Annotated in this window: 24 protein-coding genes and 1 tRNA gene; 17 read left to right on the forward strand and 8 right to left on the reverse strand. The window is 66.1% G+C overall.

What is annotated here, in order from left to right:
* Positions 1 to 26: 26 nt before the first annotated feature.
* The 14 genes from E6C76_RS10930 (at position 27) to E6C76_RS10995 (ending at position 16,127) form a co-directional block, all read left to right on the forward strand.
* Complete coding sequence (locus tag E6C76_RS10930) at positions 27 to 2,075, forward strand: pilus assembly protein N-terminal domain-containing protein (RefSeq protein WP_136348288.1); 2,049 nt, start codon at positions 27 to 29, stop codon at positions 2,073 to 2,075.
* Positions 2,075 to 3,823: an ATPase, T2SS/T4P/T4SS family gene (locus tag E6C76_RS10935; RefSeq protein WP_136348289.1), complete on the forward strand. Its 1,749-nt coding sequence runs from the start codon at positions 2,075 to 2,077 to the stop codon at positions 3,821 to 3,823. Before E6C76_RS10930 ends, E6C76_RS10935 begins: the two co-directional genes overlap by 1 nt.
* Positions 3,820 to 4,680: a type II secretion system F family protein gene (locus E6C76_RS10940; RefSeq protein ID WP_136348290.1), complete on the forward strand. Its 861-nt coding sequence runs from the start codon at positions 3,820 to 3,822 to the stop codon at positions 4,678 to 4,680. The genes E6C76_RS10935 and E6C76_RS10940 overlap by 4 nt, the downstream gene beginning before the upstream one ends.
* Positions 4,681 to 4,719: 39 nt before the next feature.
* A complete protein-coding gene (locus tag E6C76_RS10945; RefSeq protein ID WP_136348291.1) occupies positions 4,720 to 5,637 on the forward strand; it encodes a type II secretion system F family protein in 918 nt (305 codons plus the stop codon).
* Between the two features lies 1 nt (position 5,638).
* The gene (locus tag E6C76_RS10950) at positions 5,639 to 6,046 is read left to right on the forward strand and encodes a DUF192 domain-containing protein (protein ID WP_136348292.1); all 408 of its coding nucleotides are present in this window, start codon (positions 5,639 to 5,641) and stop codon (positions 6,044 to 6,046) included.
* A complete protein-coding gene (locus E6C76_RS10955) occupies positions 6,043 to 6,999 on the forward strand; it encodes a TadE/TadG family type IV pilus assembly protein (protein ID WP_136348293.1) in 957 nt (318 codons plus the stop codon). The genes E6C76_RS10950 and E6C76_RS10955 overlap by 4 nt, the downstream gene beginning before the upstream one ends.
* Before the next feature lie 92 nt (positions 7,000 to 7,091).
* Positions 7,092 to 11,444 (forward strand): DUF6531 domain-containing protein, encoded by a 4,353-nt coding sequence (locus E6C76_RS10960; protein ID WP_168734313.1) that lies wholly within the window; start codon positions 7,092 to 7,094, stop codon positions 11,442 to 11,444.
* A 28-nt stretch (positions 11,445 to 11,472) separates the two neighbouring features.
* Positions 11,473 to 12,450 (forward strand): hypothetical protein, encoded by a 978-nt coding sequence (locus E6C76_RS10965; RefSeq protein WP_136348295.1) that lies wholly within the window; start codon positions 11,473 to 11,475, stop codon positions 12,448 to 12,450.
* The gene (locus tag E6C76_RS10970; RefSeq protein ID WP_168734314.1) at positions 12,437 to 12,817 is read left to right on the forward strand and encodes a hypothetical protein; all 381 of its coding nucleotides are present in this window, start codon (positions 12,437 to 12,439) and stop codon (positions 12,815 to 12,817) included. The genes E6C76_RS10965 and E6C76_RS10970 overlap by 14 nt, the downstream gene beginning before the upstream one ends.
* 18 nt (positions 12,818 to 12,835) lie before the next feature.
* Complete coding sequence (locus E6C76_RS10975) at positions 12,836 to 13,795, forward strand: hypothetical protein (RefSeq protein ID WP_136348297.1); 960 nt, start codon at positions 12,836 to 12,838, stop codon at positions 13,793 to 13,795.
* Between the two features lie 51 nt (positions 13,796 to 13,846).
* Positions 13,847 to 14,524 (forward strand): hypothetical protein, encoded by a 678-nt coding sequence (locus E6C76_RS10980; protein ID WP_136348298.1) that lies wholly within the window; start codon positions 13,847 to 13,849, stop codon positions 14,522 to 14,524.
* Between the two features lie 146 nt (positions 14,525 to 14,670).
* Complete coding sequence (locus E6C76_RS10985) at positions 14,671 to 14,976, forward strand: hypothetical protein (RefSeq protein WP_136348299.1); 306 nt, start codon at positions 14,671 to 14,673, stop codon at positions 14,974 to 14,976.
* 290 nt (positions 14,977 to 15,266) lie between these two features.
* Positions 15,267 to 15,740, forward strand: a complete 474-nt coding sequence (locus tag E6C76_RS10990) for a thioredoxin family protein (protein WP_136348300.1) — start codon at positions 15,267 to 15,269, stop codon at positions 15,738 to 15,740.
* Between the two features lie 51 nt (positions 15,741 to 15,791).
* Positions 15,792 to 16,127: a hypothetical protein gene (locus E6C76_RS10995; RefSeq protein ID WP_136348301.1), complete on the forward strand. Its 336-nt coding sequence runs from the start codon at positions 15,792 to 15,794 to the stop codon at positions 16,125 to 16,127.
* 167 nt (positions 16,128 to 16,294) lie between these two features.
* Here the strand turns inward: E6C76_RS10995 and E6C76_RS11000 are convergent, their stop codons facing one another.
* Positions 16,295 to 17,209, reverse strand: coding sequence for a YihY/virulence factor BrkB family protein (locus tag E6C76_RS11000; RefSeq protein WP_136348302.1), 915 nt, complete (start codon positions 17,207 to 17,209; stop codon positions 16,295 to 16,297).
* 144 nt (positions 17,210 to 17,353) lie between these two features.
* Here E6C76_RS11000 and selB point away from each other — a divergent pair, with 144 nt between their 5' ends.
* The 3 genes from selB (at position 17,354) to mobA (ending at position 20,212) form a co-directional block, all read left to right on the forward strand.
* Positions 17,354 to 19,321, forward strand: coding sequence for a selenocysteine-specific translation elongation factor (gene selB / locus E6C76_RS11005; RefSeq protein WP_136348303.1), 1,968 nt, complete (start codon positions 17,354 to 17,356; stop codon positions 19,319 to 19,321).
* Positions 19,322 to 19,478: 157 nt separating this feature from the next.
* A tRNA-Sec gene (locus E6C76_RS22055) sits at positions 19,479 to 19,575 on the forward strand.
* 37 nt (positions 19,576 to 19,612) lie between these two features.
* On the forward strand, positions 19,613 to 20,212 hold the full coding sequence (gene mobA, locus E6C76_RS11010) for a molybdenum cofactor guanylyltransferase MobA (RefSeq protein ID WP_136348304.1): 600 nt from the start codon (positions 19,613 to 19,615) through the stop codon (positions 20,210 to 20,212).
* Positions 20,213 to 20,220: 8 nt separating this feature from the next.
* Here the strand turns inward: mobA and E6C76_RS11015 are convergent, their stop codons facing one another.
* Genes E6C76_RS11015 through E6C76_RS22405 form a run of 7 tightly spaced genes read right to left on the reverse strand, consistent with a single transcriptional unit; the run spans position 20,221 to position 24,521 of the window.
* Positions 20,221 to 21,174 carry an ADP-ribosylglycohydrolase family protein gene (locus E6C76_RS11015; protein WP_230976244.1) on the reverse strand — a complete coding sequence of 318 codons (954 nt, stop codon included), beginning with the start codon at positions 21,172 to 21,174 and terminating at the stop codon, positions 20,221 to 20,223.
* 4 nt (positions 21,175 to 21,178) lie between these two features.
* Positions 21,179 to 21,754 (reverse strand): nitrogen fixation protein NifQ, encoded by a 576-nt coding sequence (locus E6C76_RS11020; RefSeq protein WP_168734315.1) that lies wholly within the window; start codon positions 21,752 to 21,754, stop codon positions 21,179 to 21,181.
* Between the two features lie 59 nt (positions 21,755 to 21,813).
* On the reverse strand, positions 21,814 to 22,164 hold the full coding sequence (locus E6C76_RS11025) for a 2Fe-2S iron-sulfur cluster-binding protein (RefSeq protein WP_136348306.1): 351 nt from the start codon (positions 22,162 to 22,164) through the stop codon (positions 21,814 to 21,816).
* A gap of 42 nt (positions 22,165 to 22,206) precedes the next feature.
* A complete protein-coding gene (locus E6C76_RS11030; RefSeq protein ID WP_136348307.1) occupies positions 22,207 to 22,494 on the reverse strand; it encodes a 2Fe-2S iron-sulfur cluster-binding protein in 288 nt (95 codons plus the stop codon).
* A gap of 25 nt (positions 22,495 to 22,519) precedes the next feature.
* Complete coding sequence (locus E6C76_RS11035; protein WP_136348308.1) at positions 22,520 to 23,809, reverse strand: FprA family A-type flavoprotein; 1,290 nt, start codon at positions 23,807 to 23,809, stop codon at positions 22,520 to 22,522.
* Positions 23,806 to 24,243, reverse strand: a complete 438-nt coding sequence (locus E6C76_RS11040; RefSeq protein WP_136348309.1) for a thioredoxin domain-containing protein — start codon at positions 24,241 to 24,243, stop codon at positions 23,806 to 23,808. The genes E6C76_RS11035 and E6C76_RS11040 overlap by 4 nt, the downstream gene beginning before the upstream one ends.
* Positions 24,231 to 24,521 carry a 4Fe-4S binding protein gene (locus E6C76_RS22405; RefSeq protein WP_136348310.1) on the reverse strand — a complete coding sequence of 97 codons (291 nt, stop codon included), beginning with the start codon at positions 24,519 to 24,521 and terminating at the stop codon, positions 24,231 to 24,233. Before E6C76_RS22405 ends, E6C76_RS11040 begins: the two co-directional genes overlap by 13 nt.
* Positions 24,522 to 24,528: the final 7 nt, after the last annotated feature.

A 24,528-nucleotide genomic window follows, 5' to 3' on the forward strand; every position in this document is an offset into this window, starting at 1 on the left:
CCCGCATCCATCCTCCCGATAAGCCCATGATCCGAGAAATACGCCTTGCCGCGCCGCGCCATGCAAAGCCGCTCGCCATCCTCGCGCTGACCATCCTCGCGCCCCACTCCGATGTCCAGGCGCAGCATGGCGGCCAGGAAGTCCGGCGCTTCGCCGAAAGCTGGTACTCCTCCGCGCCTGCCGGAGCACCAGGGCCGAACGCCCCCATCCCGATCGCCGACGATCAGGCCGCAATCCCGGAAATCGAGATGTTCGTCGGTGAAACACGCGTGTTCCCGGCTCCCATGCTGGCCCGCATCGCGGTGGGCAACGGCCAGATCATGAGCGCCGCCTCGCTCGACGACAAAGAGGTCATCGTCTTCGCCAACGCCGCCGGCACCTCCTCGCTGTTCATCTGGAACCAGGACGGCAGCTACCAGCGGGTCAAGATCAACATCGTCGCCGGTGACACCACGCGCGTGGCGCGGGAAATCGCCGCCTTTCTCTCGGCCATTCCGAATGCCACGGCATCGGTGATCGGCGACAAGGTGATCGTCGAGGGCGAGGAACTGAACGACCACGACCTCGCCAAGATCGACGAACTGGCCAAGCGCTACCCGCAGATCGTCAACTTCACCAATCGGGCCGGCTGGGACCAGATGGTGCTGATGGACGTGAAGGTGGTCGAGTTTCCCACCAACGAACTGCGCGAAATCGGCCTCAAATGGGGGCCGACCGGCGGGTTCGCCATCGGCGGGATGTGGTCGCCGATCTCCCGGCGCAGCGGCAATCGCGGCTACACCATCGACCTGATCACCGGAACGGACAACGCCGCGCCGATCGGATCCGTGGACGACAGCACCAGCGTTCCGCTGTCTAGCGGGCTGAACGTCCTGAGCGTGCTCAACATGGGGCTGAACGCCCAGTTGAACCTGCTCGCCCAGGACGGCAAGGCATCCATCCTGGCCGAACCGCAACTGTCGGCGCGCAACGGCTCGACGGCCACCTTCCTGGCCGGCGGCGAATATCCCTACACGGTTTCGACGATCAACGGCCCCACCGTGATGTTCAAGCCCTATGGCGTCAAGCTGGAGATCACCCCCCAGGTCTCGCGCCACGGCATCATCAGGGCCACCATAGACAGCGAAGTCAGCGCCATCGACACGTCGATGTCGACCACCGCCGGGCCGGGGCTCACCTCGCGCCGCACCAGCACCGAATTCAACGTGCGCGACGGCGAAACGCTGGTGCTCGCCGGCCTGCTCAATCGCAACAACAGCGAAAGCATCGACAAGCTGCCCTTCCTCGGCGACCTGCCGATCATCGGCGCGCTGTTCCGTTCCAAGCGCTTCCAGAACGACGAAACCGAACTCGTGGTGTTCGTCACGCCCCACGTCGTGGACAGCCGCAGCCCAGGCCTGGTCGATCGGGTGGAGCGAACCACCGAAAGACTGGAACGCAACATCGGCAAACCCGCCTACCTGAACTCCCCGCACGAAGCCCTGCCGCGTTCCACTCCGTCCCCGGAGGCGGCTGTGGCGGAAGAAACCCCGCCGCCCGCCGACGCGGCGCGGGTGGAAAACCAGCCACCTCCGGTCAACCAGCGGGTGGTGAGCGACAGCGTGGTCATTCACGAACTCCCCAACCGGGCCAGCGCCATCCTCGCCAGGCCACGGAAGGGCTCCGTGCTGGTGCCGGTTTCGAACGAGGTGGTGGGTGGCTGGCGGCAGATCCGCCTGGAGGGCGGCGCCATCGGCTGGGTCGCCGACCGCGGCTTGTCTCCCACCATCGACACGCCACGCACCGAAGATATGGACGACCTGCCGCCTGCCCGCCGCATGGCCGCCCGCCCGGTCAGCGTGCCCGTGGACGGCACTCCCCCGCCCGGAGCCTGGTACCGCGTCGGTACCCGGCAAAACGCGCTGAGGGTCAGCCCGGACATCAACGCCGAACCGGTTGCCTGGCTCGCCGCCGGCAGCGAAGTGGAAGCGCTGCTGCAGAACGCGGTGGACGGCTGGCTGCCGGTCCGTTCGGGTGAACACCGGGGGTGGATCTGGGGGCAGTCGCTCCAGCCCATCCATGCGGAGGTGCCCTGATGCTGCGTGTGGAAATCATCCAGCCGGACGGCACGGCCAAGACGGTGGAAGTGCCCGGCGACGCCGTGATCGGCAAGGGCGCGCAGAACGAAATCCGGCTCGACAGCTGGCGCGTCGGCAAGGAGCATGCGCACCTGTTCAAGACGCCGGCGGGCGTGCTGGTCGAAGATGTCGGCGCCTTCGGCGGAGTCAGCGTCAACGGCCAGCGCATCAACGGCCAGTCGTCCCCGCTCAGGCCGGACGATTTCATCGGCATCGGCCCGTACAGGCTCAAGGTGACGGACCTGGGAACGGCCGGTGGCGAAGGCCGCGACGCCGGCACCCCGGCCGCCGCTGCGCCTGCGGCCAGCGTGTCGGCAGACCCCAGCGACACCCCGGGACAAACGCAGCCCGGCGCCGCCGAGGCCGTGGCGCCATCGAGCGCGGAACAGGCCCGGCGCCAGCTCGAATTCGAATGGCGCAAGCTGCTGCACGGGCGTCTGCTGGAAGTCATGGACCTGCGCCGGCAGGACGTCCACCACATGTCCGACGACCGCCTGCGCGCCGAAACCGCTCGTCTGATCGCGGAAACCCTTGCCGAACTCGAAGACGAAATCCCCCCCGAGCTCGACCGTGAACTGCTCAGCAAACAGGTGCTCGACGAAGCCATCGGGCTGGGGCCGCTCGAAGAACTGCTCGCCGACGATTCGGTGACCGAGGTCATGGTCAACCGCTACGACGAAATCTACGTCGAGCGCGCCGGCCGGCTGACCCGCTACCCGCTGGCCTTCACCGGCCACCGGGCCGTGGTGGGGGTGATCGAACGTATCGTCACGCCGCTCGGGCGCCGCATCGACGAATCCTCGCCGATGGTGGATGCCCGCCTCAAGGACGGCTCGCGGGTCAACGCCATCATCCCGCCGCTGGCCCTCAAGGGACCTTGCGTCACCATCCGCAAATTCGCCAAGCGCAAGCTGGAGCCCGCCGACCTGATCCGCTTCGGCAGCCTGGATGCGGCCATGGCCGAATTCCTCCGGGTCTGCGTCGAAGCCCGCAAGAACATCATCGTCTCCGGCGGCACCGGCTCGGGCAAGACCACGCTGCTCAACATCCTGTCCAACTTCATCCCCGCCGGAGAGCGCATCATCACCGTCGAGGACGCTGCCGAACTCAAGCTGCACCATGAACACCTGATCAGTCTGGAAGCCCGGCCTTCCAACGTCGAGGGCAAGGGCGCGGTGTCGATCCGCGATCTGGTGCGCAACACCCTGCGGATGCGCCCGGACCGCATCGTCGTCGGCGAATGCCGCGGCGCCGAAGCGCTCGACATGCTGCAGGCCATGAACACCGGCCACGAAGGCTCGCTCACCACACTGCACGCCAACACCGTGCGCGACGCCCTGGCACGCCTGGAAACCATGGTGCTGATGGCCGGCATGGATCTGCCGCTGAGCGCGATCCGCGAACAGATCGCCTCCGCCGTCGATATCGTCATCCAGCAGAACCGCTTCGCCTGCGGCAGCCGCATCGTCACCAGCATCGCGGAAATCTCCGGCATCGAAAGCGGCATCATCCAGATGCAGGAAATCTTCCGCTTCCACAACCAGGGAACAGGGGAAAACGGCAAGGTGCACGGCCACTTCGCCGGTTGCGGCATCGTGCCGAGCTTCTACGACGAACTGCGCTCCACCGGCCGGCCCCTGGACATCGACATCTTCATGACCGATGGGGCCTCCCTCGGCGATCTCGGCGAGGAACTCGCCCTATGACGGAAGCCGACATCCTCCTCGCGGTCACCGCGGTCATTGCGGCCAGCGCCGCGGTGATGGCCTGGTTCGTCATCGACCTCAGCACCGTGACCATGGCGAAGTACCGCGCCAGCTTCACCGAGCGCGCCCACTTCCAGGCGCAGGAGTTCTTCCTCTTCATCGATCCGCGCAAACTGTTCGTCGCCAACGTCGCCGTGATGGCGCTGGGCGCCATCCTGGTCTGGAGTGTCACCGGCAGCGCCGTCATCGCCGTTCCCGCCTTCTTCGTCCTGGCCCTGCTGCCGCGCTGGCTTTACACCTGGTTGAGAACGCGCCGTCTCGACCGCTTCGAGCAGCAACTGCCGGATGCCCTGATGATGACCGCGGGCGCGCTGCGCGCCGGGCTGGGGCTGAATTCCGCGCTGGCCCAGTTGGTCGCCGAGACCTCGCCGCCGATCTCGCAGGAATTCGGCCTCATGCTGCGCGAACAGCGCCTGGGCGTGACGCTGGAACAAAGCCTGAGCAACCTGAACCGGCGCATCGCCACGCCCTCGACCACGCTGGTGGTCTCGGCCATGCGGATCGCCTCGGAAACCGGCGGCGGCCTGGCCGAAACCCTGGAGCGCACGGCCCATACGATCCGCAGCCGCCTGCAGCTCGAAGGCAAGATCAGGGCGCTGACCGCCCAGGGCAAGCTGCAGGCCTGGGTGGTCGGCGCCCTGCCGCTGATCCTCATGATGGTGCTCAACAAGATGGAACCCGAAGCCATGAGCCGGCTGTGGCACACCCGGGAAGGCTGGGCCACGCTGGCCGTGATCGGCCTGCTGGAAATACTCGGCATCTACGTCATCCGCCGCATCGTCTCGATAGACGTCTGACGCGCGGCATTCCCCGGAAAGACCTATCGCGGGCAGCACATGAACGAAGACACACTCATCCTCGCGGGGCTGGGACTGGCCGTCGGGCTCTCCATCGCCCTGGCGGCCTGGACGCTCGGCCGGGCGGTGGCCGAAGTACCCGAGGAAGACCGCGAATACAAGGATCCCCCGCCGCTGGGCTTCCGGCTGGTATGGTGGCCGATCCAGTGGATCAGCTACTACCTCGACCCCCTGCTGCCGGCCAGGCAGCAGACGGCGCTGATGGGCCGGCTGCGCAAGGCCGGCCTCGACTACTCGCTGCGGCCGGCCCAGTTCATCGCCGCCCGCCTGCTCGGCGCCCTGCTCATGGCCGGCCTGTTCTACTGGCTGCTGGAATCCTTCGACCGGAGCGGAGCGGACGGCAAAGGCTTCACGGACACCCTGTACTGGCAAGTCAGCCTGCTTGGCGCCCTGTTCGGCTGGATCTACCCGGCCATCTGGCTGCGCGACGCGATCCAGCACAGACGCCGCGAACTGCTCAAGGCGCTGCCCTTCTTCCTCGACATCATCACCCTGTGCGTCGAAGCCGGCCTGAACTTCCAGGGCGCGCTGCACCAGGCTGTTCTCAAAGGCCCCCGGGGTGTGCTGCGCGACGAATTCCAGCGCGTGCTGCGCGACGTGCGCGCCGGCAAGCCGCGTGCCGAAGCGCTGCGCACGCTGGCCCAGCGGGTCAACGAAGGGCCGATGACCAACTTCGTCGCCTCGGTCATCCAGGCCGAGCGCCTGGGCATGAACCTCGGCCCCGTGCTGCGGGCCCAGGCCGACCAGCAACGGGCCGAACGCTTCCTGCGCGCCGAAAAACTCGCCATGGAAGCGCCGGTGAAACTGCTCTTCCCGCTCATCGCCTTCATCTTCCCGTGCACCTTCATCGTGTTGTTCTTCCCCATCGTCGTCAAATTCCTCGAAGCGGGTATCTGACATGGACGAGCGCACCAAACACACCTCCACCGAATCGCCGCGCAGCATGGCGCTTGCGTACGGCCGTCACGGTCCGCGGCGTTTCCGCCTCGACTTGGCCGACCGTTTCTGGCTGCGCTTCGCCGGTCTGATGCTGCGTCGCCCCCCGCCGGATGAACAAGGGCTGCTGCTGATGGGGTGCGCCAGCATCCACACCCTGTTCATGCGCTACCGGCTCGACATCGCCTGGCTGGACGCCGCAGGCCGGGTACTGGCCTGCGTGGCGGACCTCGGCCCCTGGCGCGCCCGCCTGGGCCCGCGCGGCACGGCGCACGTGCTGGAACTCAGGGTAGGCAGCCTGGAAGCGCTGGGCATCGAAGTGGGCAGCCGCATCGAGCATCCGGCCCTGCAAGGGAGAAGCGCAGCATGAAACGGCTTGGGCGTAGCTGGCGCCAGCGCGGCGCGGCGATGATCGAATTCATCGTGGTGGGCCCGGTGCTCACACTGCTGGGCCTGGCCAGCATGCAGTACGGGCTGCTGTTCTTCCAGAAGAACCATTTGAACCACGCCACCTTCATGGCCGCGCGTGCGGGCAGCGTGGCCCACGCCGACCTGGGGCAGATCCGCATGGCGCTGGTGCGCGCCCTGGTGCCCATGCATGGCGGCGGGGGCAGCACGGCCGAACTGGCCGCCTCCCACGCCCGCGCGCAGACCGAGGTCTCCCAGTACAGCCGCCTCGAACTGCTCAACCCCACGCGCGAATCCTTCGACGACTGGAACTCGGCCGAACTGGAAGAGAAGTACGGCCGGCGGGCAATTCCCAACGCCAACCTGGCGGCCAGCGACCCCACGCAGGTCGGCGCCTCCTCCGGGCAGAGCCTGCACGACGCCAATCTGCTCAAGCTGCGCATCACCTACGGCTACCGGCCCGGCGTACCGCTGGTGGGGCCGATCTACCGGCGCTACCTGGCGTGGCTGGACACGGGCGAGGACGCCTTCAAGAGCGGGCTGATCGAAGCCGGGCGCATTCCGCTGGTGATGCACGTGACGGTGCGCATGCACAGCGACGCGCTGGAACCGGACGACCCGGTATCGATGCCGGGCGCGGGCAACGGCGGCACGCCCACCGACCCGGGATCGCCCCCGGTGGTCGATACCCCGCCGCCGGTGTGCGTGACCATCGGGTGCACTGTCGAGGGCGGCGGGGGCGGTAATGACGGAGGCGGCGAAGACGCAGACGAGACGCCGCCGTCCTGCAACCCCTACACCGACCCGTTCGGCTGCCGGCCCATCGGCTGCCGGTCGGGCGACCCCACCTGCGATCCCGCGTGCCAGAACACCTGCTGCACCTCCGCCAACCCACCGATCAGTTGGCTGCCATGATGAAACGACAGTCTTTCCCCCCGGCCTTCTGCCGTGCCGCCGCCCGGTTCATCCTGTGTGTCCTGCTGCTGCCCCTCCCGGCCCTGGCGCAGATGAGCACGGCCCCGCTGGACTGCGGTGCCGGCGACGGCGGGGCCACCGAATGCGCCAGCGAAGGTCCCGCCAGCCCCGGCAACACCAGCGGCACGGAGCTGGGCGCGGGCAACCCCATCAACGTCGTCTCCGGCAACAAGTACCAGCGCGAAACCGACCTGCCCGCGCTGCCCGGCCCGCTCGGGCTGGAGATCGTGCGCCACTACAACAGCAGCTTCCGCGGCCTCGGGCAGATGGGCTACGGCTGGCGGCTGTCCTACGAAACCGACCTGTACGTCATCGGCAACACCGTGCAGATCCTTACCGCCGACGGCCGGCGCCTGATCTTCGAGCGCGATCCGGCGGACCCCAGCCTGTGCGCCGGCGCCAACCCGGCCGACGGGCGCATCGCCATCCGCCGCAGCGCCGACGGGCGGGAACACTACCGCTGGATCTGGCCCGGCGGGCGCGAACTGGACTTCAACCCGGACGGGCGGCTGGTGTCCATCGCCGAACCCAACGGCCCCCTGCTGATCCTCACCCGCGGCCCGCGCGGCGAACTGCTGCAGGTCAGCGACCCGCAGGGGCGCACCCTGGTGATGCACTACGGCCACCCCCGTGGGGACGGCTTCCGGGGCATCGTCGCCATCGACAGCCCGGTGGGCCGTTTCGACTACACCCACGAATCCAGCGGGCCGGGCATCAGCAATCTGCTGCGGGTGCAGTACCCGGACGGGCGGGGCGGGCGGTACTACCACTACGAACCCGCACACCGGGCCGGCCACCCCCACGCGCTCACCGGCATCAGCCAGGACATGCCAGAGGGCGACGGCCTGCTGCGGCTGGCCACCTGGGCCTACGACGAACAGGGACGGGCCATCCTCTCGGTACGGGGCGAACCGAAGCGGCTCGATGAAGCCGGGCGGCCCGTGCCGGGCACGGGTATCGAACAGGTGGAACTGGCCTTCGTCAAACCGAGTCTGCCCGACGGCCGGCCGGGCGAAACCCTGCTCACCAACAGTCTGGGCCAGCAGACCCGTTACCGGCATGCGCAGATCGGTGGCCAATACCGGTTGCTCGAAGCGCGCGGGCCGGGTTGCGCCGGCTGCGGCGAAACGGACGTGCGCTACGGCTACGACCGGCGCGGCAGCCTGACGGAGAAGACCAAGCTCGACCGGACCGGCCAGCCCCTGTGGAGCCTGCTCTGGGAGTACGACCCGCTTGGCCGGGTGGTGCGCCACACCCGCCAGGACTGGCAAGCCGGCCAGGTCACGGCGACGCGCCTGCTGGAACGGCGCGAGTACGAAGCGCAGCGCCACGCCCCCGGCCTGATTGCCCGCCCCAGCGTGGTGCCCGGCAAAGAGCACCAACTGCGCATCGACTACAACGAGCGCGGCCAGCCGCTGCGCGTGCGGGAAACCGGCTACAGCCCGCTTACCGCCGACGGCGAGGTGGCCGCCACCCCTGAACAGGCCGCCCGCATCGAACGCACCACCATCTACACCTACCGGAGCATCCTGGGCCGCAGCCTGCTGGCCGAAATCGACGGGCCGTTGCCCAACGGCCCCGGCAACAGTCCCGAGGACTCGGACATCACCCGATACGAATGGGATGCCCGGGGCAACTTCATCACCGCCGTCACCCATCCCATGGGGCTGGTCGAGCGATTCGAATATCAGCTCGATGGAGCCAATCCCACTGGCCTGCTTGCCGCGCGCACCGATGTGACGAGGGTACGCGCCGAACTGAGCATGCGGTTCGATGGCCAGCCATCGCGCATTCTGCGTGGGCCGCGCGAGGTGCTCATCGACTACGACGCCGAGGGCCGTCCGATCCACTATCGTGCCAACGATGGCCGCAGTGCACACATCGAATACCGTGGTGACGGCACGGTGCGCTACACCCTGCCCGACGGACAACGCATCGAAGAACGTTTCGACACCGAATCACGCCTGAACGCGGTGTCCTGGCTGGACAACGGTCAAATCGCCTCCCCGGCTGCGCCTCGCACGCCGTCTGCCGCCGCTCCGCTGAAAACCCGCTTCGATCCGCAGGCACAACGGATCGAATTCGATCTGGCTGGCGCACGCTTCGGTGTGGGCTTCGAGCCGGACGGCCATGCGCTGACGTTGCCCACTGGCGCGAACCATCGCGAACGCTTCGACGACTTCGGCCGCGTCGTGCTCCAGGAAGGCCCCGAGCGCGGCCGGCGCATCGCCCTGTATGACGCCGCCGACCGCACCCTCGAAGTGCGCGATGCCGAACGCAGCATGCAGGCCCGTTACGATGCGGCCGGCCGGCTGGTCGAGCGCCGTCACCGTGTCCATGGGCAGGACCACGAACGCGTGGTGCGCCACGTCTGGGAAGGCGCGCACCGGGTACGCATCGAAGACGAGGAGCAGTTCAGCCACTTCGACTACGATGCGCAGGGCCGCCTACGGGCTGAATCGATCGAGTACCCGGCCCGCGATGGCCTGCCGGCGCAAAGCCATCTCACCCGCTACCATTACGACGCCCTCGACCGTCCGAACCGCACCGAGCTGCCCGAAGGGGCCGCACTCGTCTACCGCTACGACGGCATCGGCCGTGTAAGCCGCATCGACTACCAGCCCCCGGCACACGGCTGGTGGCAACGCCTGCTGCGCCGCATCTGGCCCGAGCGCGGGATGCAGTCCCTGTTGGCCGACGTCCAGACCGACAGCCGCAACGGGCTCGTCGCCTACACCCACGCCAACGGGCAAGCTACCAGGCTCGAACGCAACGCCGAAGGCCGTCTGCTCGCACGGCACGATGGCCCGGTGAGCACCCGCCTTGGCTACGACGCCTCCGGGCGCATCGCGACGCTCACGCGCGCCGGCCAGCGCCTCACACTCGAACACGACCCCCTTGGCCGGCTGCGTGCCGTGGGCGGCGCGTTCGAACAGGGCTTCGTGCTCGACGCCAACGGCAACCGCCTGAATCTGCGCCAAGGCGACACCGACACCGCCTACACCTACCGTCCGGCGAGCGACCAGTTGCTCGCCCGCGGCGCGCAGCGCTATACCTACAACGCGGTGGGGGAACCGCTGCGCATCGAGGATACCGGCACTGGCTCGGTGCGCACCCTCGAATACGACGCGCTCGGGCAGATCGCCAGAATCGAGCAGGACGGCCGCACACTCGCCCGCTACCGCTACAACCACGAGCGCCTGCGCATCGCCCGCGAGGTCGACGGCCACATCACCCGCTACCTGTGGCAGGGCGGGCAACTCGCGGCCGAAGCCGACGCGCACGGGCGCATTCGCGTGCGTACCTTCTACCAGGGCTCCCGCGCCTTCGCCCAGGTGCGCTACGACGAACGCGGCCAGGCCAGCCTCTACGCTATCCACACCGACCACCTAGGCGCCGCCCTGGCGGTCTCGGACACGCATGGACGCACTGTCTGGCAGGCCGACTACGATGTCTACGGGCGCGCCAGCGTCCACACCCACAGCCTGCACAGCGCCGCCGGCCCGCCCGCACGATCAGCCTCATGGATCGGCACCGCGCACGCGTCCGCTACCCCGGACTTCGACTTCACCCTGCGCCTGCCCGGCCAGTTCGAGGATCCCGAGACCGGCTGGCACTACAACGTCCACCGCTACTACGACCCGCACAGCGGACGCTATCTCACCCCTGACCCCCTGGGCCTGGACGGCGGGCCCAATCTCTATGCCTACGCGCTCAGCGCTCCTCTTTCCCATATCGACCCCCTCGGTCTTGAGCCCGATCCAGACGATCGCGTATCCCGACCGTGGCTCTTCGGTACGGCGGTCCACTCCCTCTTCTCTGCCTATGTATTGCAGCTAGAAATGTCAAGCGGATCTGCAGGTGGCATATTCGGGACAGGGCCGGGCGGAGGCCTGCTCAAAGCCGACGCCTACATTGAAAACGGGCGGTTCGGTTATATATGGGAATTGAAACCCAGTACGTATCAAACAGGGCATCTATATGCCGCCTCTTTGGCTCAACTCGACACCTACGTGATAAATGCAAACCTCAATTCCTTAATCAAGTGGGAACCTGGCGATTGCTCGGCCATCGCTCCCAACGACGCAAAATTGAAGATTGGAGCAATCCCATTCGATGGATATTTTTACGAGATTTCTATACACGGCGACCCATCCAATACTTCTTCAGGACTCATATTCTATGATTTCGTTAGACTGGGAAGAGCACCTGCCGACGCCACTAGGGAAGTGTACAGCCTGACGGAAGAGGAGAACTGGTCAATAACTGACATGCGCTATTGGGAAGAAATTACAGGCCTTACAGGCACAGCCTTGATTCTCTACCTCATTTTTTCGGAGGGTTCACGACTATTCCCCCCCAGAAATCTTGTGCCGGTTCCTTGAACAGCCTCTACATTGGAATTATGAACATATGAATACGAAAGGTTTTTCACATAACATCCAAATTCTCCCTCCCGCCCTCAGGCTTAAGGCGACCATTGCAAAGGAGCTTTACCCGCTCTCTAGAGGCTACTACGAGCGAGGGAAGCAGCTTTGCGAGGTGGGATTACAGAGTCACTTGGCGCTTCAAAACGATCTTGATCGGGTATTCAACGTTACGCCAATCGAAAAACAGGAGGAGATGGAGGAGAATCTGTTTCTGGTATCGACCGACATTTGCCACGGTGCCTATTGGAGCAAATACCTGAACGACGAACGTATGAAAGATATCCTTATGCGGATGGAAACTGCCAAGTGCACAGGAAATCAATGGGAGTCAGAGAGTACCCAGTTAGGTCGCCGTTTAACAAAAATGCGCGTCGATAATATTGCAGAATTCATTCGCTGCCGAGAGGAGGTGCTGGACGCAATCCAGCTTCGTCGCGATGCCGAACTTAAGGAGTTTACTAGCAAGCTCGATGCGAACGAAATTGATCGTATTGAGACCAAAAAAACAACACAGATCACCATTGATACGTTCCGATCCATGGGCTTTAACCGAGGAAAGTCTCGCCCCGGATTGCTGGTATTTACACTTGATTTTTGCGAAGACTGGAACTGGGTTTTTCTGGTAGATTCGTCCAAACTCCGCTTCTCAATAATCCGTGGTCCGCATAGAGCCATCTCGACAGGATCTCTTGACCTGTGGTTCGGTATTTGCCGAAATGCAAACGCCGGAAGCGCCGCAGCGAAAAAGAATGTGGACATTCTTTTCAATCTAACAAAATTTTTCCCGATTTCACGCCGTCCAATACAAGACGTTTATTCTTCGTTCATGAGTTTGATGGAACTTCGTTTTGTTATCGAGGCAAAAATCAAGATGTTCCGACTGATCGCCACGGACATGGAATGCGCTCTGAAAGCAGGCATCGAGGAGGTAGAGGCCAGAGGGAACGTTGAACGCGACTAAGTGTTTGATCCCAGGATTTGATGGCGCAACCTTGGACTATCCTAGACTGGCCCAGCGCGACCCGGGATTTGGTGCCGATCCGCACAGCATGTACAGCCCTGAATGGACGCTGGGCATCGGTTCCGATCTCTTTGAGAACGGCATGGAACTCGGTTACTTCCAGCTCGGTCTTGGCCCGTTCCGACGCGTCTATCTTTGGCATGATACCCAGCCGGGGACGACAGGCCTCGTCTTCTATACGTACGAGCAGGTCGAGAATCCTATGGGCGAACTACTCGAGGAAATTCTGCGGGCGCTCGCCGAAGGCCCCGGTTTCTGGGTGCTTCCGGGCCCAGGCCGCATCCCCGTACCGCGTCCTATTCCATGACGGCAAAAAGGAACAAACATGTTTGAAGAACTCGGCATCTCGAGTGCTTTCGCAGACATTTACTCTGAGATGAGGGCGCGCACCAAGACGGGCGGGCGCGAGATCGATGCGGCCTTCATCGAAAGAGGGTTCGCTACCGTTGCCTGCCAGATCGAATACTGGAATCGATGCTTCGGGGCAGGAAGTTATGACCTATACATTGACGTTAGAACCGACTCTGAGAAATTCATTAGCCAACGGGACCACGACCAAACCGTTTCCATGAGCTTTCATGAGGCTTACAAACGGGATGGCTTCATCCCCGAATCGTGCTGGCCTGAGCTACGGGATGATCCTTTGGTTTCTGCACACAACAAAGTCAATCTGTGCCAGCTCTATTTCAAGAGCATCTACGCCGCGCTCAAGGCTGATGAGGCAACACGGATAGAGGCTGCAGTGGCCGAGACGCAGCAGCGTATCTGCTCCCTTTACCCTCCACCCGCAACACTTCTGTACGACAAGGAAACCATTCCGTTGCGCAAGCAGATTTACAACGCCGTGGCGGCCGATGCCTACGGCGCACTTGGTTTCGTAAAATTCAAGCGCAAGAGCGGTACCGATGTCTTCCACAAACCACTCAGTGACGAGGTCAGCATCATCGTCGAACTCGATACCTATCTGTTCTCCAAGGTATCGGAACGTTGCTTTGGTGAATACGACGAGAACGGACGCATGAGGCTATCGGATCGACGAAACCCGATTCAGCTCAATGGCGAGTACATGCTGGGTCACTTTGATGGCAAGCGCTATCGCCGGTTGATGAGCTTTGTGCCACAACTCAATTGTCTGTCAGCCACGGCTGGCACCTCGTTCTACGACACCTCCTCCCTCGAAGTCAGCATCCGCGCTCGTGCGTTGTGGTACGAGCTGACCGTCGAACCCTCCGTCGAGGCCATGCGCCGCGTGCTCGCCGAAGGCGGCCAGGCGCACGCAGACTGATATGCACGCCTCGTTCTTTCCGCAACCTTCCACCTTCCCGGGGGCTTGAAAATGAGTGAATTCACCGCCGGCCTGCTCTACAGTGCCGAACACGCCGAAACCGTCGAAACCGCGCTTGGAGGGCTCGATTTCATTGAGATGGTCGATGGGTTGAACGAGAGCTGGGGCGTGGCCACGATGGCGCTGGAATTCTTCTTTGCGCTGGCAGTCAGCGCATCACCGCCGATGATGCCGCCGGAGATGGTCGACGAGGCTCGCGAGCAGGTGCTCGCCATTAGCCAACAAGCACCCTTGCTGATGTTCTTCAACGCCGAGGATCACGCCTGGGGCTATCGCATCCTCGACAAGGGCGAAGTGGTGGCAAGTTTCGAACTGGACTACGAGGCAGCCTCCAGCATGGCCGAAGCCGCGTTGCAGGCCGCCCATCCAGGCCGCCAGTATGACGCGACCGGCAGAAAGTACACCCGCGAGGAATACGAACAGGCCTACGCTCAGGTGTATGCCGACGGCACCTGGCGCGAAAACATGTTCAAGAGTATGCGCGGCGCCAACCCGCGGGCCTTCGCCCTGTTCGGCCTTGCCCCCGAGGCCATCGCCGAACTGGAAACCCTGCTCGAACCTGAAGCGCTCGTCGAAGCCGCCCGCTCGCACGCCCCCGCATTGTTCGACACCGTCAAACGCGTGATCGAACTGCTCGACATCTCGGACCTGCGCTACAGCATGCACTGAGGAATCGACGCGACTGCACTGCCCGTGTGCATAGCACCGGATTACGTCCCACCCCGCGTTGTGAGCCCGCTGCCTCGAACCGGCGCATCCGATCTTTTCATTTTCAATCTGGACAAAGGTCCGGCACGTCATCAAGGAGAAAGACTATGTTGATCTGGCAAGGCTGGGGCGTGCTCACTGTGGTGCTCACCCTGGCGGGAATCGTGCTCGCCGATGCAATCGCAGGCGCCGACAACTCGGCACCGTGGGCACAGGCCCTGGGTTTCTTTCTGGCTGCTGCCCTTGTTGGCCCGTTGGGTTATTACCTCAACAAACGTCCGGGGCGTGTGCTCGTCGACCCGGAAACCGGCGAGAAAGTCGAGTTGCGCATCCGTCATACACTCTTCTGGATTCCGATGCAGTACTGGGCGATCGTGCTGATCGCGGGAGGTCTGCTCCTGCTCTTGTCCTGACCCATATGACCTGCCCCAAGCATCTATTGGCTGCACAGCAGGCTTGCGCTACATGACATCAGTATTTTCAAAAGCAGGTACAACACGGCGTATCCAAGCTGAGCCGGAACAAAGCATACTATGTGCCGATTAATTCGTTGGCATTCATCTGATAGCATGTAGCCGTTCGTCATCATTCGCTCTCGACGCCTGCTGTACCGCTCCTGCGGCACAGCAGCGCAGATCGGCTCCGAGAGGCGAACCCGCAAGCGTTCGTCAACGCTTTCCGAACCCTCTATGCAAGGAACGCCATGATCTCCTTACTCACCAGAAAGAACACGATTCGCCAAAATGTCGTGCGGTGCGGACTGCTGCTTGGCCTGGCACTGGCAGCGGGCGGGGCACTGGCGGGAAGCGAGGTCGTTGAGCTTCAGCCCGATGAATTGGCCGACTTCATTGCCCGGCATGGGCGTGCCGTCGTGCAGTTCACCTCACCCGATCGCGGCTGCGGCTTCTGCATCGGCGCCGACACGAAATTCGACGCGGCTGCCGCTTTGAACAAGGACGACACGCTGGTGTTCGCCCGAGTGCAGTGGTCGCCGTGGCGAGCGTTTCCCATATCCCAACTCGGGTACAACTTGTATGCCATCCCTCAGCAGATCGTGTTTCGAGACGGGCAACCATTCGGACAAATCATTGGTACGCAAAATGGTCCGGAGGCCTTGCTGAAGCAATTCGCACAGATCGCCGAAACCGGATCCAAGGTCCACTTTGCGTCACCTTGAGCAGTAGCCCCCGGCCTCGCGCCCGCTCGCTCGGGCAGAGGAAAAATCGTTATGGATATATACGTTGAGGCACTAAGACTCTTCGGGAGTATTTTTGTTTTTCAACCTTGGAGATGTGCGCTGGTGGCCGGTATTTTTTCAATATTCATTGCCTCTCCATTTCATAGGGCATATGCAAGAATATCTGCGCTTTTCGCTGCCTTGGCTTGGTGGCTTGTTACATACACCGAGGCAACAACACCAATTTCAGCCAACATTCGAATTGATCTTGTCATGACACTGCCTGTGTTGTTGGTTTCAGGCGTGGTCGCAATCTTTGCGCTAATTGTAGGGAGAAAAGCCAGGCTCGGATCCGGCGACCCGCTTGGCGATCGGCTCCACCAATAGATGATTGTGGAAACTATTGCGTGCAGGTCCAGAGATCAGCCATTGCTGGTCGCCCCTGAAGAATCCACTGTTTCCTTTTCCGGCGTGGCCTGGGCCTCTCTGAAATCTTGCGGGGTTTTCCTGTTTCCAGTGCAATGGCCCGCATTGCTGCCCATCCATCGGCACGCCTACCTTCCCGGGGTGTCCTCGACCAGCGCCCGGCGTATGCACACCGCGGTGGCGCGCGGGCGTATCGTCACCCCGCGCGCCTCGACGTTGGCACGCGTGAATGCCGCGCCGAACAGCAGGATCAGCGAGGAATAGTTCACCCACAACAGCAGTAGCACCAGCGAACCCGCCGCGCCGTAGGCCGAAGCCGCGCCGGTGGTGGACAGGTACAGGGCGATCAGCGCCCGCCCGAAGACGAACAGCAGGGCGGTGATGAAGGCGCCCAGCCAGACGTCGCGCCAGGCCAGCTGGACGTCGGGCAGCACGCGGAAGATGGTGGCGAACAGCAGGGTGGCCACGCTCAGCGATACGGCGTGATCGAGTCCGAGCAGCAGTGACGCGGGCACCGGCAGCCAGTCCTGCGCGAAGGTGACCAGTGCGCGCACGGCGACGTTGAGCAGCAGCGAGACCAGCAGCACGAAACCGATGGACAGCACCACGGTGAGCGACAGCAGGCGGCCTTTCAGATAGATTAGGATGCTGCTGCGGGTGGGCTTGGGCGCCACACCCCAGATGTTGTTGAGCGAGTTCTGCATCTGCGCGAACACCGTGGTGGCGCCGAACAGCATCGCGCCGAAGCCGGCCAGCGTGGGCAGGATGCCGCTCTGGCTGGGGCGGCTGCCGGCCACGGCGGTCTGCACCGCGGCGGCGGCTTCGGGGCCGATGGCTGCTTCGAGCTGCTGGGCGATCTCGCCGTGCGCCGCGCTTTCGCCCAGCACCAAGCCGACGATGCCCACCGCGACGATCATCACCGGCGCCACCGAGAACACGGTGAAGAAGGCCAGTGCCGCGGCATGGATGAACACCTGCGCGTCCAGCCACACGCGCACCGCGTGCTTCAGCACGCCAATCCAGTAGTCTGCCCAGTTCTTCATTGCCGGCCCGATGTGTTTCCCCCGCTCCTTTTATCCCGCCATCGTGCGTTTGGGCAAGCGCGCAATGCGCGCGCGTGGCCGACCCTTTGCCCACGGCGCTCCGTATGCCTACACTCGGCATCACCTCGTTCAGGAAGTACCGCCATGCTGATCGGCACCGCCGGCCACATCGACCACGGCAAGACCACGCTGGTGCGTGCGCTCACCGGGGTGGACACCACCCACCTGCCGGAAGAGAAGAAGCGCGGCATCACCATCGAACTGGGCTATGCCTACGCCCCGCTGCCCGATGACGAGGCCGGCCGCATGCTGGCCTTCATCGACGTGCCGGGGCACGAGAAATTTGTGCCCACCATGCTCACCGGCGCGGCCGGCATCGATTTTGTCCTGCTCGTGGTGGCCGCCGACGACGGGGTGATGCCGCAGACCCGCGAGCATCTGGCGATCCTGCAGATTCTCGGCGTGGCGCGCGGGGCGGTGGCGATCACCAAATGCGACCGTGTCGACGCCGCGCGCATCGCCGAGGTGGAAGCCCAGGTGCATGCCCTGCTGGCGCCTACGCCGCTGGCCGAGGCGCCCGTGTTCGCGGTCGCCGCCAGCGGCCCGCGGTCTTTCCGGCTGGATGCGCTGCGCGAACACCTGCGTGCCGCCGCGCTCGCCGAAGCGCCGCGCGCTGCTGCGCCGGGCGTCGGGTTCCGTCTGGCGGTGGACCGCCACTTCGCCGTGGCGGGCGCCGGTACCGTGGTCACCGGCACCGCGCATGCCGGCAGCCTGCGGGTGGGCGAGCGGCTGCTGCTCGCGCGCGGCGACGGCTTCACCCGCGAGGTGCGCGTGCGCGGCCTGCACGTCAGCAACCGCGCGGCGCAGCAGGGGCAGGCCGGGCAGCGCTGCGCGGTGAATCTGGCGGGCGTGGAGCACCGCGAGGTGGAACGCGGCGACTGGCTGTGCGCGCCCACCCTCGCCCGTCCGACGGACCGCCTGGATCTGCGGCTGAGCCTGCTCGCCGACGCGCCGCGCACTCTCGGCCAGTGGAGCGCCGTCACCCTGCACCACGCCGCCGGCCAGGCCCAGGCCCGTCTGGCGCTGCTCGATGGTGCGCTGGAAGCCGGCGGGCTCGCGCCCGGGCGCAGCGCGCTGGTGCAGGCCGTGCTGGACCGTCCCGTCCTGGCGTGCTGGGGCGACCGCGTGGTGATCCGCGATGCCGCCGGGCGCATCACCCTGGGCGGTGGGCGCGTGCTCGACCCCTTTCCGCCGGCGCGCCACCGCCGCCGCCCGGAACGCCTGGCGCTGCTCGCCGCGCTCGATCAGTCCGACCCGGCGGCGCGCCTGGCCGCCCTGCTCGCCGCCGCGCCCTACGGCATCGACGCCGCCGAACTGGCCGCCGCGCACAATCTCGACGCTGCCGAATGGCAGGCCGCCCTGCCGGCCGGCGCGGCCTTGCGCATCGACAACGCACGCGGTGCGCAGCTGTTCGATCCGGCGGCCTGGGCGGCCCTGGGCGAGCGCGTGCTGGCGCGGCTGGCCGCGCACCACGAACAGTTCACCGACGAACCCGGCGTGGAGCGCGAGCGCCTGCGCCGCATGGCATTGCCGCAGCTGGCCTCGCCGGTGTTCCTCGCCCTGCTGGAAAGCCTGCTCGCCGAAGGCCGGCTGGCGCGCGCGGGTTCGGCCTGGCACCTGCCCGGGCATACTTTGGAGCTGTCCGCAGCGGAGCGTGCGCGTGCCGACCGTCTGCTCGCCCTGCTTGCCGAGGGCCGCTACGATCCGCCGTGGACGCGCGACCTCGCCGCTGCCACTGCGTTTCCGGAGGCCGATACGCGCCGCCTGCTGCGTCAGCTCGCCGCGCGCGGCGAAGTCTTCCAGGTGGTGCGCGACTTGTTCTATCCGGCGCCCTGCATCGCCGAACTGGCAGGTATCGTCGCCGATCTTGCGGCCAAGGATGAGCATGGGCGCGTTCATGCCGCAGCCTTCCGCGACCTCCTCGGCATCGGGCGCAAGCGCGCCATCCAGATCCTCGAATTCTTCGACCGCGTGGGCTACACCCGGCGGGTCGGCGAAGGCAGCCGGCGCGCGCACCTGATCCGGGGCGAGGCGCCGGTCGGTCTGTATTGAAGGTGCCACGCTGGCTGGTTCCGGCGTTCATGGGCATGGCCGTCAGCTCATGCGCTCCCGCCCTGCGGGTTCCCGCGCCGTGAGCCGCACGCTTGCCGGGCGGGTTTCCACGGCTTGCGCCGCCCGAGATCACCGCTACAATCGGCACCAGGCATACGGAAGAGAGGCGTTCCCCGGTGGGGCGACCGGTCTTCAAAACCGGGTGGGGCCGTCAGCCGGTCCCAGGTGGGTTCGACTCCCATTCTCTTCCGCCACTTTCCCTCTCCGCCCGTTTCCGCATCCCCAGAACCCATGAGCAGCCCGATGGAACCCGCACGCATCACCGGAGTGATCCTGGCCGGCGGACGGGGCCAGCGCATGGGCGGCGTGGACAAGGGGCTGGTGGATTTCCGCGGGCGTCCGCTGGCGGCCTGGGCGGTGGAGCGTTTCGGCCCGCAGGTCGATGAACTGCTGATCAACGCCAACCGCAACGCGCGGCGCTACGCCGCCTTCGGCCCGCCGGTGTTCGGTGACGATCTGGAGGATTTCCCCGGCCCGCTCGCCGGCCTGCATGCCGCGCTGGGCCACGCCGCGCATCCCCTGGTGGCCACCGTGCCGTGTGATTCGCCGCTGCTGCCGCTGGATCTCGTCGCCCGGCTGCTGGCCGGGTTGCGGGAGCACGACGCCGAGGTCGCCGTGGCGCGCGCGCTGGGGCGCGGCCAGCCGGTGTTCTGCCTGTGCCGGCGCGAACTGCGCGCCAGCCTGGGTGCTTACCTGGCCGGCGGCGGCCGCGCCATGGAGCGCTGGTTTGCCGCCCAGCGCGTGGCCTGGGTGGATTTCGACGACTGCGCGGAAGGTTTCCACAACCTCAATACCGCGGCCGAACTGGACGAGGCGGCGCGCGCCGGTTGAGGCCGTGCTCAGCGGCCGTACGCGTGCGCGGCGAATTCGGCGCGCCGCATCGCCGGGGCGAGTTCGATCAATCCGCAGGCCAGGCGTACCGCCTCGCGCCGCGCCTCCACCTTGACCGCCTGCCGCCAGTGTGCCGGCAGCGCGGATTCGCCGGCCAGCGCGCCCATCACCATGCCGGCGATGGCGCCGGTGGTGTCGGCGTCGCCGCCGCGATTGACCAGGTCGGTGAGCACGGCCTGGAAGCCGTCGTTGCCGTCGATGGCCTGGCAGACCGCGCGCATGGTGTCGACGATGTAGCCGGTGGGGTTGTCGCAGCGCTTGTCGCGGAAGGCGAAGGCGGCGTGCGCGGCGGCGAGTTCATGGGCGTGGCGCAGCACGCCGCCCAGGCCGCCGCCGCCCAGCGCGGTGTGCACCATGCGCACCAGGGCGACGGTGGCCGCGTCGGTGAGGCGGTTGTGGTGGGTGACGCGGGCCTGGATGAGCGCGGCGGCAGTGGCTTCGTCCTCCGGGGCGCCGAAGGTGGCCAGCGCGGCGGCCACGCAGCGCATCGCCCCGCCGTTGCCGGCGTCGTCGGACTCGGGTGCCTCGGTGCTGCCGTGCAGGCGCCAGCGCACGATGCCGCGCCGCACGGTGTTGCCGATGTCCACCGGGCGGGCGCGCATCCAGGCGTCGAAGGCCGCGGCGCACTGTTCGGCGCTCGGCGCGCGGCCGGCGGCCAGCCAGGCGCGCGCCAGGGCGAAGCTCATGGTGGTGTCGTCGGTGACCTCGCCGGGCGGCAGGCGCAGCCAGCCGCCGCCGCGGATGCGGTCGTGCACACCGTACTGCGCGGCGATCTCGCGCGGGGTCATGAACTCCACCGTGGCGCCCAGCGCGTCGCCGATCGCCAGGCCCAGCATGGCGCCGCAGGCGCGGTCGATCAGCCGGGCGGGGTTGGGGAGCAGGGCGTCGTCGGCGCCGCCCACGCGTTCATTCCTCCGGCGCGAAGCACAGCGTGAAGTCGTCGCAGGCCGCGCAGCTGGGTGCGGTGCACACGAAGATGTTCTCGCGCCGGCACAGCTCGCGGTAGAGGAATTTCTTCCACTTCATGTCGCCGCTGTTGGCAGCGGCCAGGGCGGGGAAGACGAGCGCGATGAGTTGCGACAGTTCGCGCCGCGAGGGCAGGCCGAGATCCTGCCAGAGGTGGTCGGCGCCCATGCAGCCGGTGGCGATGATGAGCGCCAGGTCGGCGGAGCCGGGCACTGCCGGGTCGGCCTCGGCGGCGAGCAGGCCGGCGAGGTCGCCGAACTCGGCCTGCAGCACCGGGCGCGGCGCGCGGTCCGCGCCTGGGCGCCAGACCAGGCTGGGGAAATGACACGTCATCAGCGCGGCGAAGCGTTCGGCACCGAGGCCGAGGTCGGCCGGCAGCACGCCGTCGCCGAGTGCCCAGCCGCCGATCAGGTGGGCGAGCGCTTCGTCGGCGGGCGTGCCGGCGGCGTGCGCCATCAGGTGGGCGTGCAGCGCCTGGCGCGCGGGGGAGGGGCGGTGGGTGAGCGGGGCAAGCATGGTCGGGTCTCCCATTCAATGCTTGCCGGGAACGCCTGTGGCGGTCCCGGCGGGTGTGCTCAGTATTCGACCAGCAGATCCTCGTCGCGCAGGATCAGCTGACAGGCCAGACGCCAGGGCGTGTGCACCACGTCGTCGACGCGCATGGCTTCGATCTGCTCGGCGGTGATCTTCTTGTGCTCCCTGAGCACGGTGACTTCCTTGTCGGTCAGCGGGCCGGCCATCGCGCCTTTCTTGGAAAGCACGCTGACCTTGACCATACAGGTGGCGCATTCGCCGTCCTCGCAGGAGAAGTCGATGGGGACGTGGTTGTCCTTGGCGATCTTGAGGATGGTCTGGGTGTGCGAGCCGGCCACCGCGTAGACGGTCTTGTCCTTATGGATCGGGCTGGAGAAGGTGATGTTCGGCATTGCTGCGCTCCGTGCTGGTTGGATGAAACCTTGCCGCCCCGTTCAGCCAGGGCGCACGACGATGTGCCCGCCGAGCACCTGGGCCTGACAGCCCAGGCGGTTGGCGGCGCCGGCGTAGTTGTCCTTGAGCACCTGGTCTTCCAGCACCGAGGGGCTGGCGAGGTGCTCGCCGCCGGAAACGATCTTCATCATGCAGGTGCCGCATTCGCCTTCTCGACAGCCGTAGGTGATGCCGGCGCCGACTTTTTCCGAGACCTCGATGAGGCGGGTGCCGGCCGGTACGGTGACGGTGACGCCAATGTCCTCGAAGGTGACTTGAGCCTTGGGCATGCTGGTTTTCCTTGTGTGGCCTCGATCAGGTGGTGAGCGCGCCGGGCGCGCTGAAGTCGATGTGCAGTGGCTGGGCGCGGCCGACCAGGTGTTCGGCCAGTTCGCGGCCGAGCGCGCGGCATTCGGCGAGTTCCTCGTCGGTGGGGATGAGCTTGACGCGCACGCCGGTGCGCGGCACGCGCAGCTTGAGGCCGCGCAGACGGTCCTCGATCAGGCGCACGGCTTCGCCGCTCCAGCCGAAGGAGCCGAAGGCGGCGCCGAACTTGCCCTTGACCTTGACCAGGGTGAGCGAGGACAGCAGGTCCCACACCGGCTTGACCGCGTCGCCGTTGATGGTGGGCGAGCCGAACATCAGGCCGTCGGCTTCCTCGATGAGATCGACGAAGGGCGCCGGGTCGCCGCCTGCCAGGTCGTACAGCGACACGCGCACGCCCTCCACGCCCTCGGCGCCATCGCGCACCGCGCGCGCCATGCGTTCGGTGTTGCCGTAGGCGCTGATGTAGAACACCAGCAGGGTCTTCTCGTGTTCCCCGGCCTCGAAGGTGAGCAGCGGGCTGGCGAGCTGGCGGTAGCGCTGCACGTAGTTGCGCGGCGCGTCGCGCAGCACCGGCCCGTGCGCCGGGGCGATCAGCCGGATGGGCAGCGCCTCGATCAGCGCCAGAGCTTCCAGCACGTGCTCGCGGAACGGCCGCATGATGTGCTGGTAGTAGTAGTCGAAGGAGAAGCGGAAGTCGCCGACGCGGTCGTTGAACAGACGTTCGTCGCAGAAATGGCAGCCGAACACGTCGCCGGAGAACAGCAGGCCGTCTTCCTCGACCCAGGTGCATTGGGTGTCGGGCCAGTGCAGGTAGGGCGTGTGCAGGAAGCGCAGGGTGCGTCCGCCCAGATCGACGCGGGTGTCCGCGTCCACCACGGTCAGCCGGCTTTCGTCGATGCCGTCCTTGACGATGCCCTTGAGCATGCGCAGCGCCGCGCTGGACAGGTAGACGCGCGCATCCGGTGCGGCGGCGAGCAGCGCCGGCAGCGCGCCGGTGTGGTCGGGCTCCAGGTGGTTGAGCACGATGGCGCGGATTTCTGCGGGCTTGCAGCAGGCCCACAGGCGGGCGAAGAAGTCGTCGGCGAATTCGGCCTTGACCGTGTCGATGACCGCCACGCCGTCGCGGCCGCGCACCGCGTAGGCGTTGTAGCTGGTGCCGTTGGCGGTGCGCAGAATGATGTCGAACTGGCGCAGGTCGGGGTCGAGCGCGCCCACCCAGTGCACGTCCGGGGCGATGGCGGCGGGCTGGCCGGGCAGCACGGTGGTGGACGTGTTCATCCGGCCCGCTCCCCGGGCGGCGGACAGTACGGCGCCGCCGCGTCCGCGCCGTGGCTGCAGCCCTGCGGCACGTCGGCGGTGGGCAGCACCACGCCGCGCAGCGCCAGCCAGGTCGGATCGATGCCCGCGCGCCGCAGGCCGTCGACTTCGAGCAGCGGGCGGCGGATCAGCAGGGGCTCCTCCACCATGCGCGCGAGCGCCTGTTCCGGGGTGAACGCGGCCGGATTCACGGAGCCCGACTTGACCGCCGGGGCGGCCGGGTTGAACCACTGGGTCACCGGCAGCGCGCCGAAGAAACCGATCAGGCGTTCGGGCGTCCAGGGTTCGGTGAGCAGGTCGCGCACCTCCAGCGTACAGTCGGCCTGTTCGAGCAAGCGGATCTGTTTGGTATTGGTGGCGCAGCCCGGCTTCCACCAGAAGATCACATGCGGCATTCGCCTTCCCGTGCCACGTCGATGAGGTGAAGGGGGATGCCGGTCAGCGAGCCCGGCGGATTCAGCGGCTCGCCGTATTCGTCGACGATGGCGCCCTCGACCGGACAGATCTCCGCGCACTGCGGCAGATCGTGGTCGCCCAGGCATTCGGTGCATTTGTCCGGGTTGATGAAGAACACCGCGCTGCCGCGCCGCACCGGCGGGCTGATGGCCTTGTTGGGGCACAGCGGTTCACAGGCGTGGCAGCCCACGCATAGTTCATTGATGCTCAGCGCCATGGTATGG

Source organism: Pseudothauera nasutitermitis, from assembly GCF_004801295.1.
GTDB classification, from domain to species: domain Bacteria; phylum Pseudomonadota; class Gammaproteobacteria; order Burkholderiales; family Rhodocyclaceae; genus Pseudothauera; species Pseudothauera nasutitermitis.

Excerpts from the sequence above, each read along its gene's own strand:
- E6C76_RS11040 (WP_136348309.1), bottom strand. The coding sequence starts at position 24,243 with ATGCCGCATGTGATCTTCTGGTGGAAGCCGGGCTGCGCCACCAATACC.
- E6C76_RS11020 (WP_168734315.1), bottom strand. The coding sequence starts at position 21,754 with ATGCTTGCCCCGCTCACCCACCGCCCCTCCCCCGCGCGCCAGGCGCTG.
- E6C76_RS11025 (WP_136348306.1), bottom strand. The coding sequence starts at position 22,164 with ATGCCGAACATCACCTTCTCCAGCCCGATCCATAAGGACAAGACCGTC.
- E6C76_RS10950 (WP_136348292.1), top strand. The coding sequence starts at position 5,639 with ATGGACGAGCGCACCAAACACACCTCCACCGAATCGCCGCGCAGCATG.
- E6C76_RS10930 (WP_136348288.1), top strand. The coding sequence starts at position 27 with ATGATCCGAGAAATACGCCTTGCCGCGCCGCGCCATGCAAAGCCGCTC.
- E6C76_RS11000 (WP_136348302.1), bottom strand. The coding sequence starts at position 17,209 with ATGAAGAACTGGGCAGACTACTGGATTGGCGTGCTGAAGCACGCGGTG.
- E6C76_RS10960 (WP_168734313.1), top strand. The coding sequence starts at position 7,092 with ATGAGCACGGCCCCGCTGGACTGCGGTGCCGGCGACGGCGGGGCCACC.
- E6C76_RS11035 (WP_136348308.1), bottom strand. The coding sequence starts at position 23,809 with ATGAACACGTCCACCACCGTGCTGCCCGGCCAGCCCGCCGCCATCGCC.
- E6C76_RS10955 (WP_136348293.1), top strand. The coding sequence starts at position 6,043 with ATGAAACGGCTTGGGCGTAGCTGGCGCCAGCGCGGCGCGGCGATGATC.
- E6C76_RS10985 (WP_136348299.1), top strand. The coding sequence starts at position 14,671 with ATGTTGATCTGGCAAGGCTGGGGCGTGCTCACTGTGGTGCTCACCCTG.
- selB (WP_136348303.1), top strand. The coding sequence starts at position 17,354 with ATGCTGATCGGCACCGCCGGCCACATCGACCACGGCAAGACCACGCTG.
- E6C76_RS10975 (WP_136348297.1), top strand. The coding sequence starts at position 12,836 with ATGTTTGAAGAACTCGGCATCTCGAGTGCTTTCGCAGACATTTACTCT.
- E6C76_RS10980 (WP_136348298.1), top strand. The coding sequence starts at position 13,847 with ATGAGTGAATTCACCGCCGGCCTGCTCTACAGTGCCGAACACGCCGAA.
- mobA (WP_136348304.1), top strand. The coding sequence starts at position 19,613 with ATGAGCAGCCCGATGGAACCCGCACGCATCACCGGAGTGATCCTGGCC.
- E6C76_RS10995 (WP_136348301.1), top strand. The coding sequence starts at position 15,792 with ATGGATATATACGTTGAGGCACTAAGACTCTTCGGGAGTATTTTTGTT.
- E6C76_RS11030 (WP_136348307.1), bottom strand. The coding sequence starts at position 22,494 with ATGCCCAAGGCTCAAGTCACCTTCGAGGACATTGGCGTCACCGTCACC.
- E6C76_RS10965 (WP_136348295.1), top strand. The coding sequence starts at position 11,473 with ATGAATACGAAAGGTTTTTCACATAACATCCAAATTCTCCCTCCCGCC.
- E6C76_RS10945 (WP_136348291.1), top strand. The coding sequence starts at position 4,720 with ATGAACGAAGACACACTCATCCTCGCGGGGCTGGGACTGGCCGTCGGG.
- E6C76_RS10940 (WP_136348290.1), top strand. The coding sequence starts at position 3,820 with ATGACGGAAGCCGACATCCTCCTCGCGGTCACCGCGGTCATTGCGGCC.
- E6C76_RS10990 (WP_136348300.1), top strand. The coding sequence starts at position 15,267 with ATGATCTCCTTACTCACCAGAAAGAACACGATTCGCCAAAATGTCGTG.
- E6C76_RS22405 (WP_136348310.1), bottom strand. The coding sequence starts at position 24,521 with ATGGCGCTGAGCATCAATGAACTATGCGTGGGCTGCCACGCCTGTGAA.
- E6C76_RS10935 (WP_136348289.1), top strand. The coding sequence starts at position 2,075 with ATGCTGCGTGTGGAAATCATCCAGCCGGACGGCACGGCCAAGACGGTG.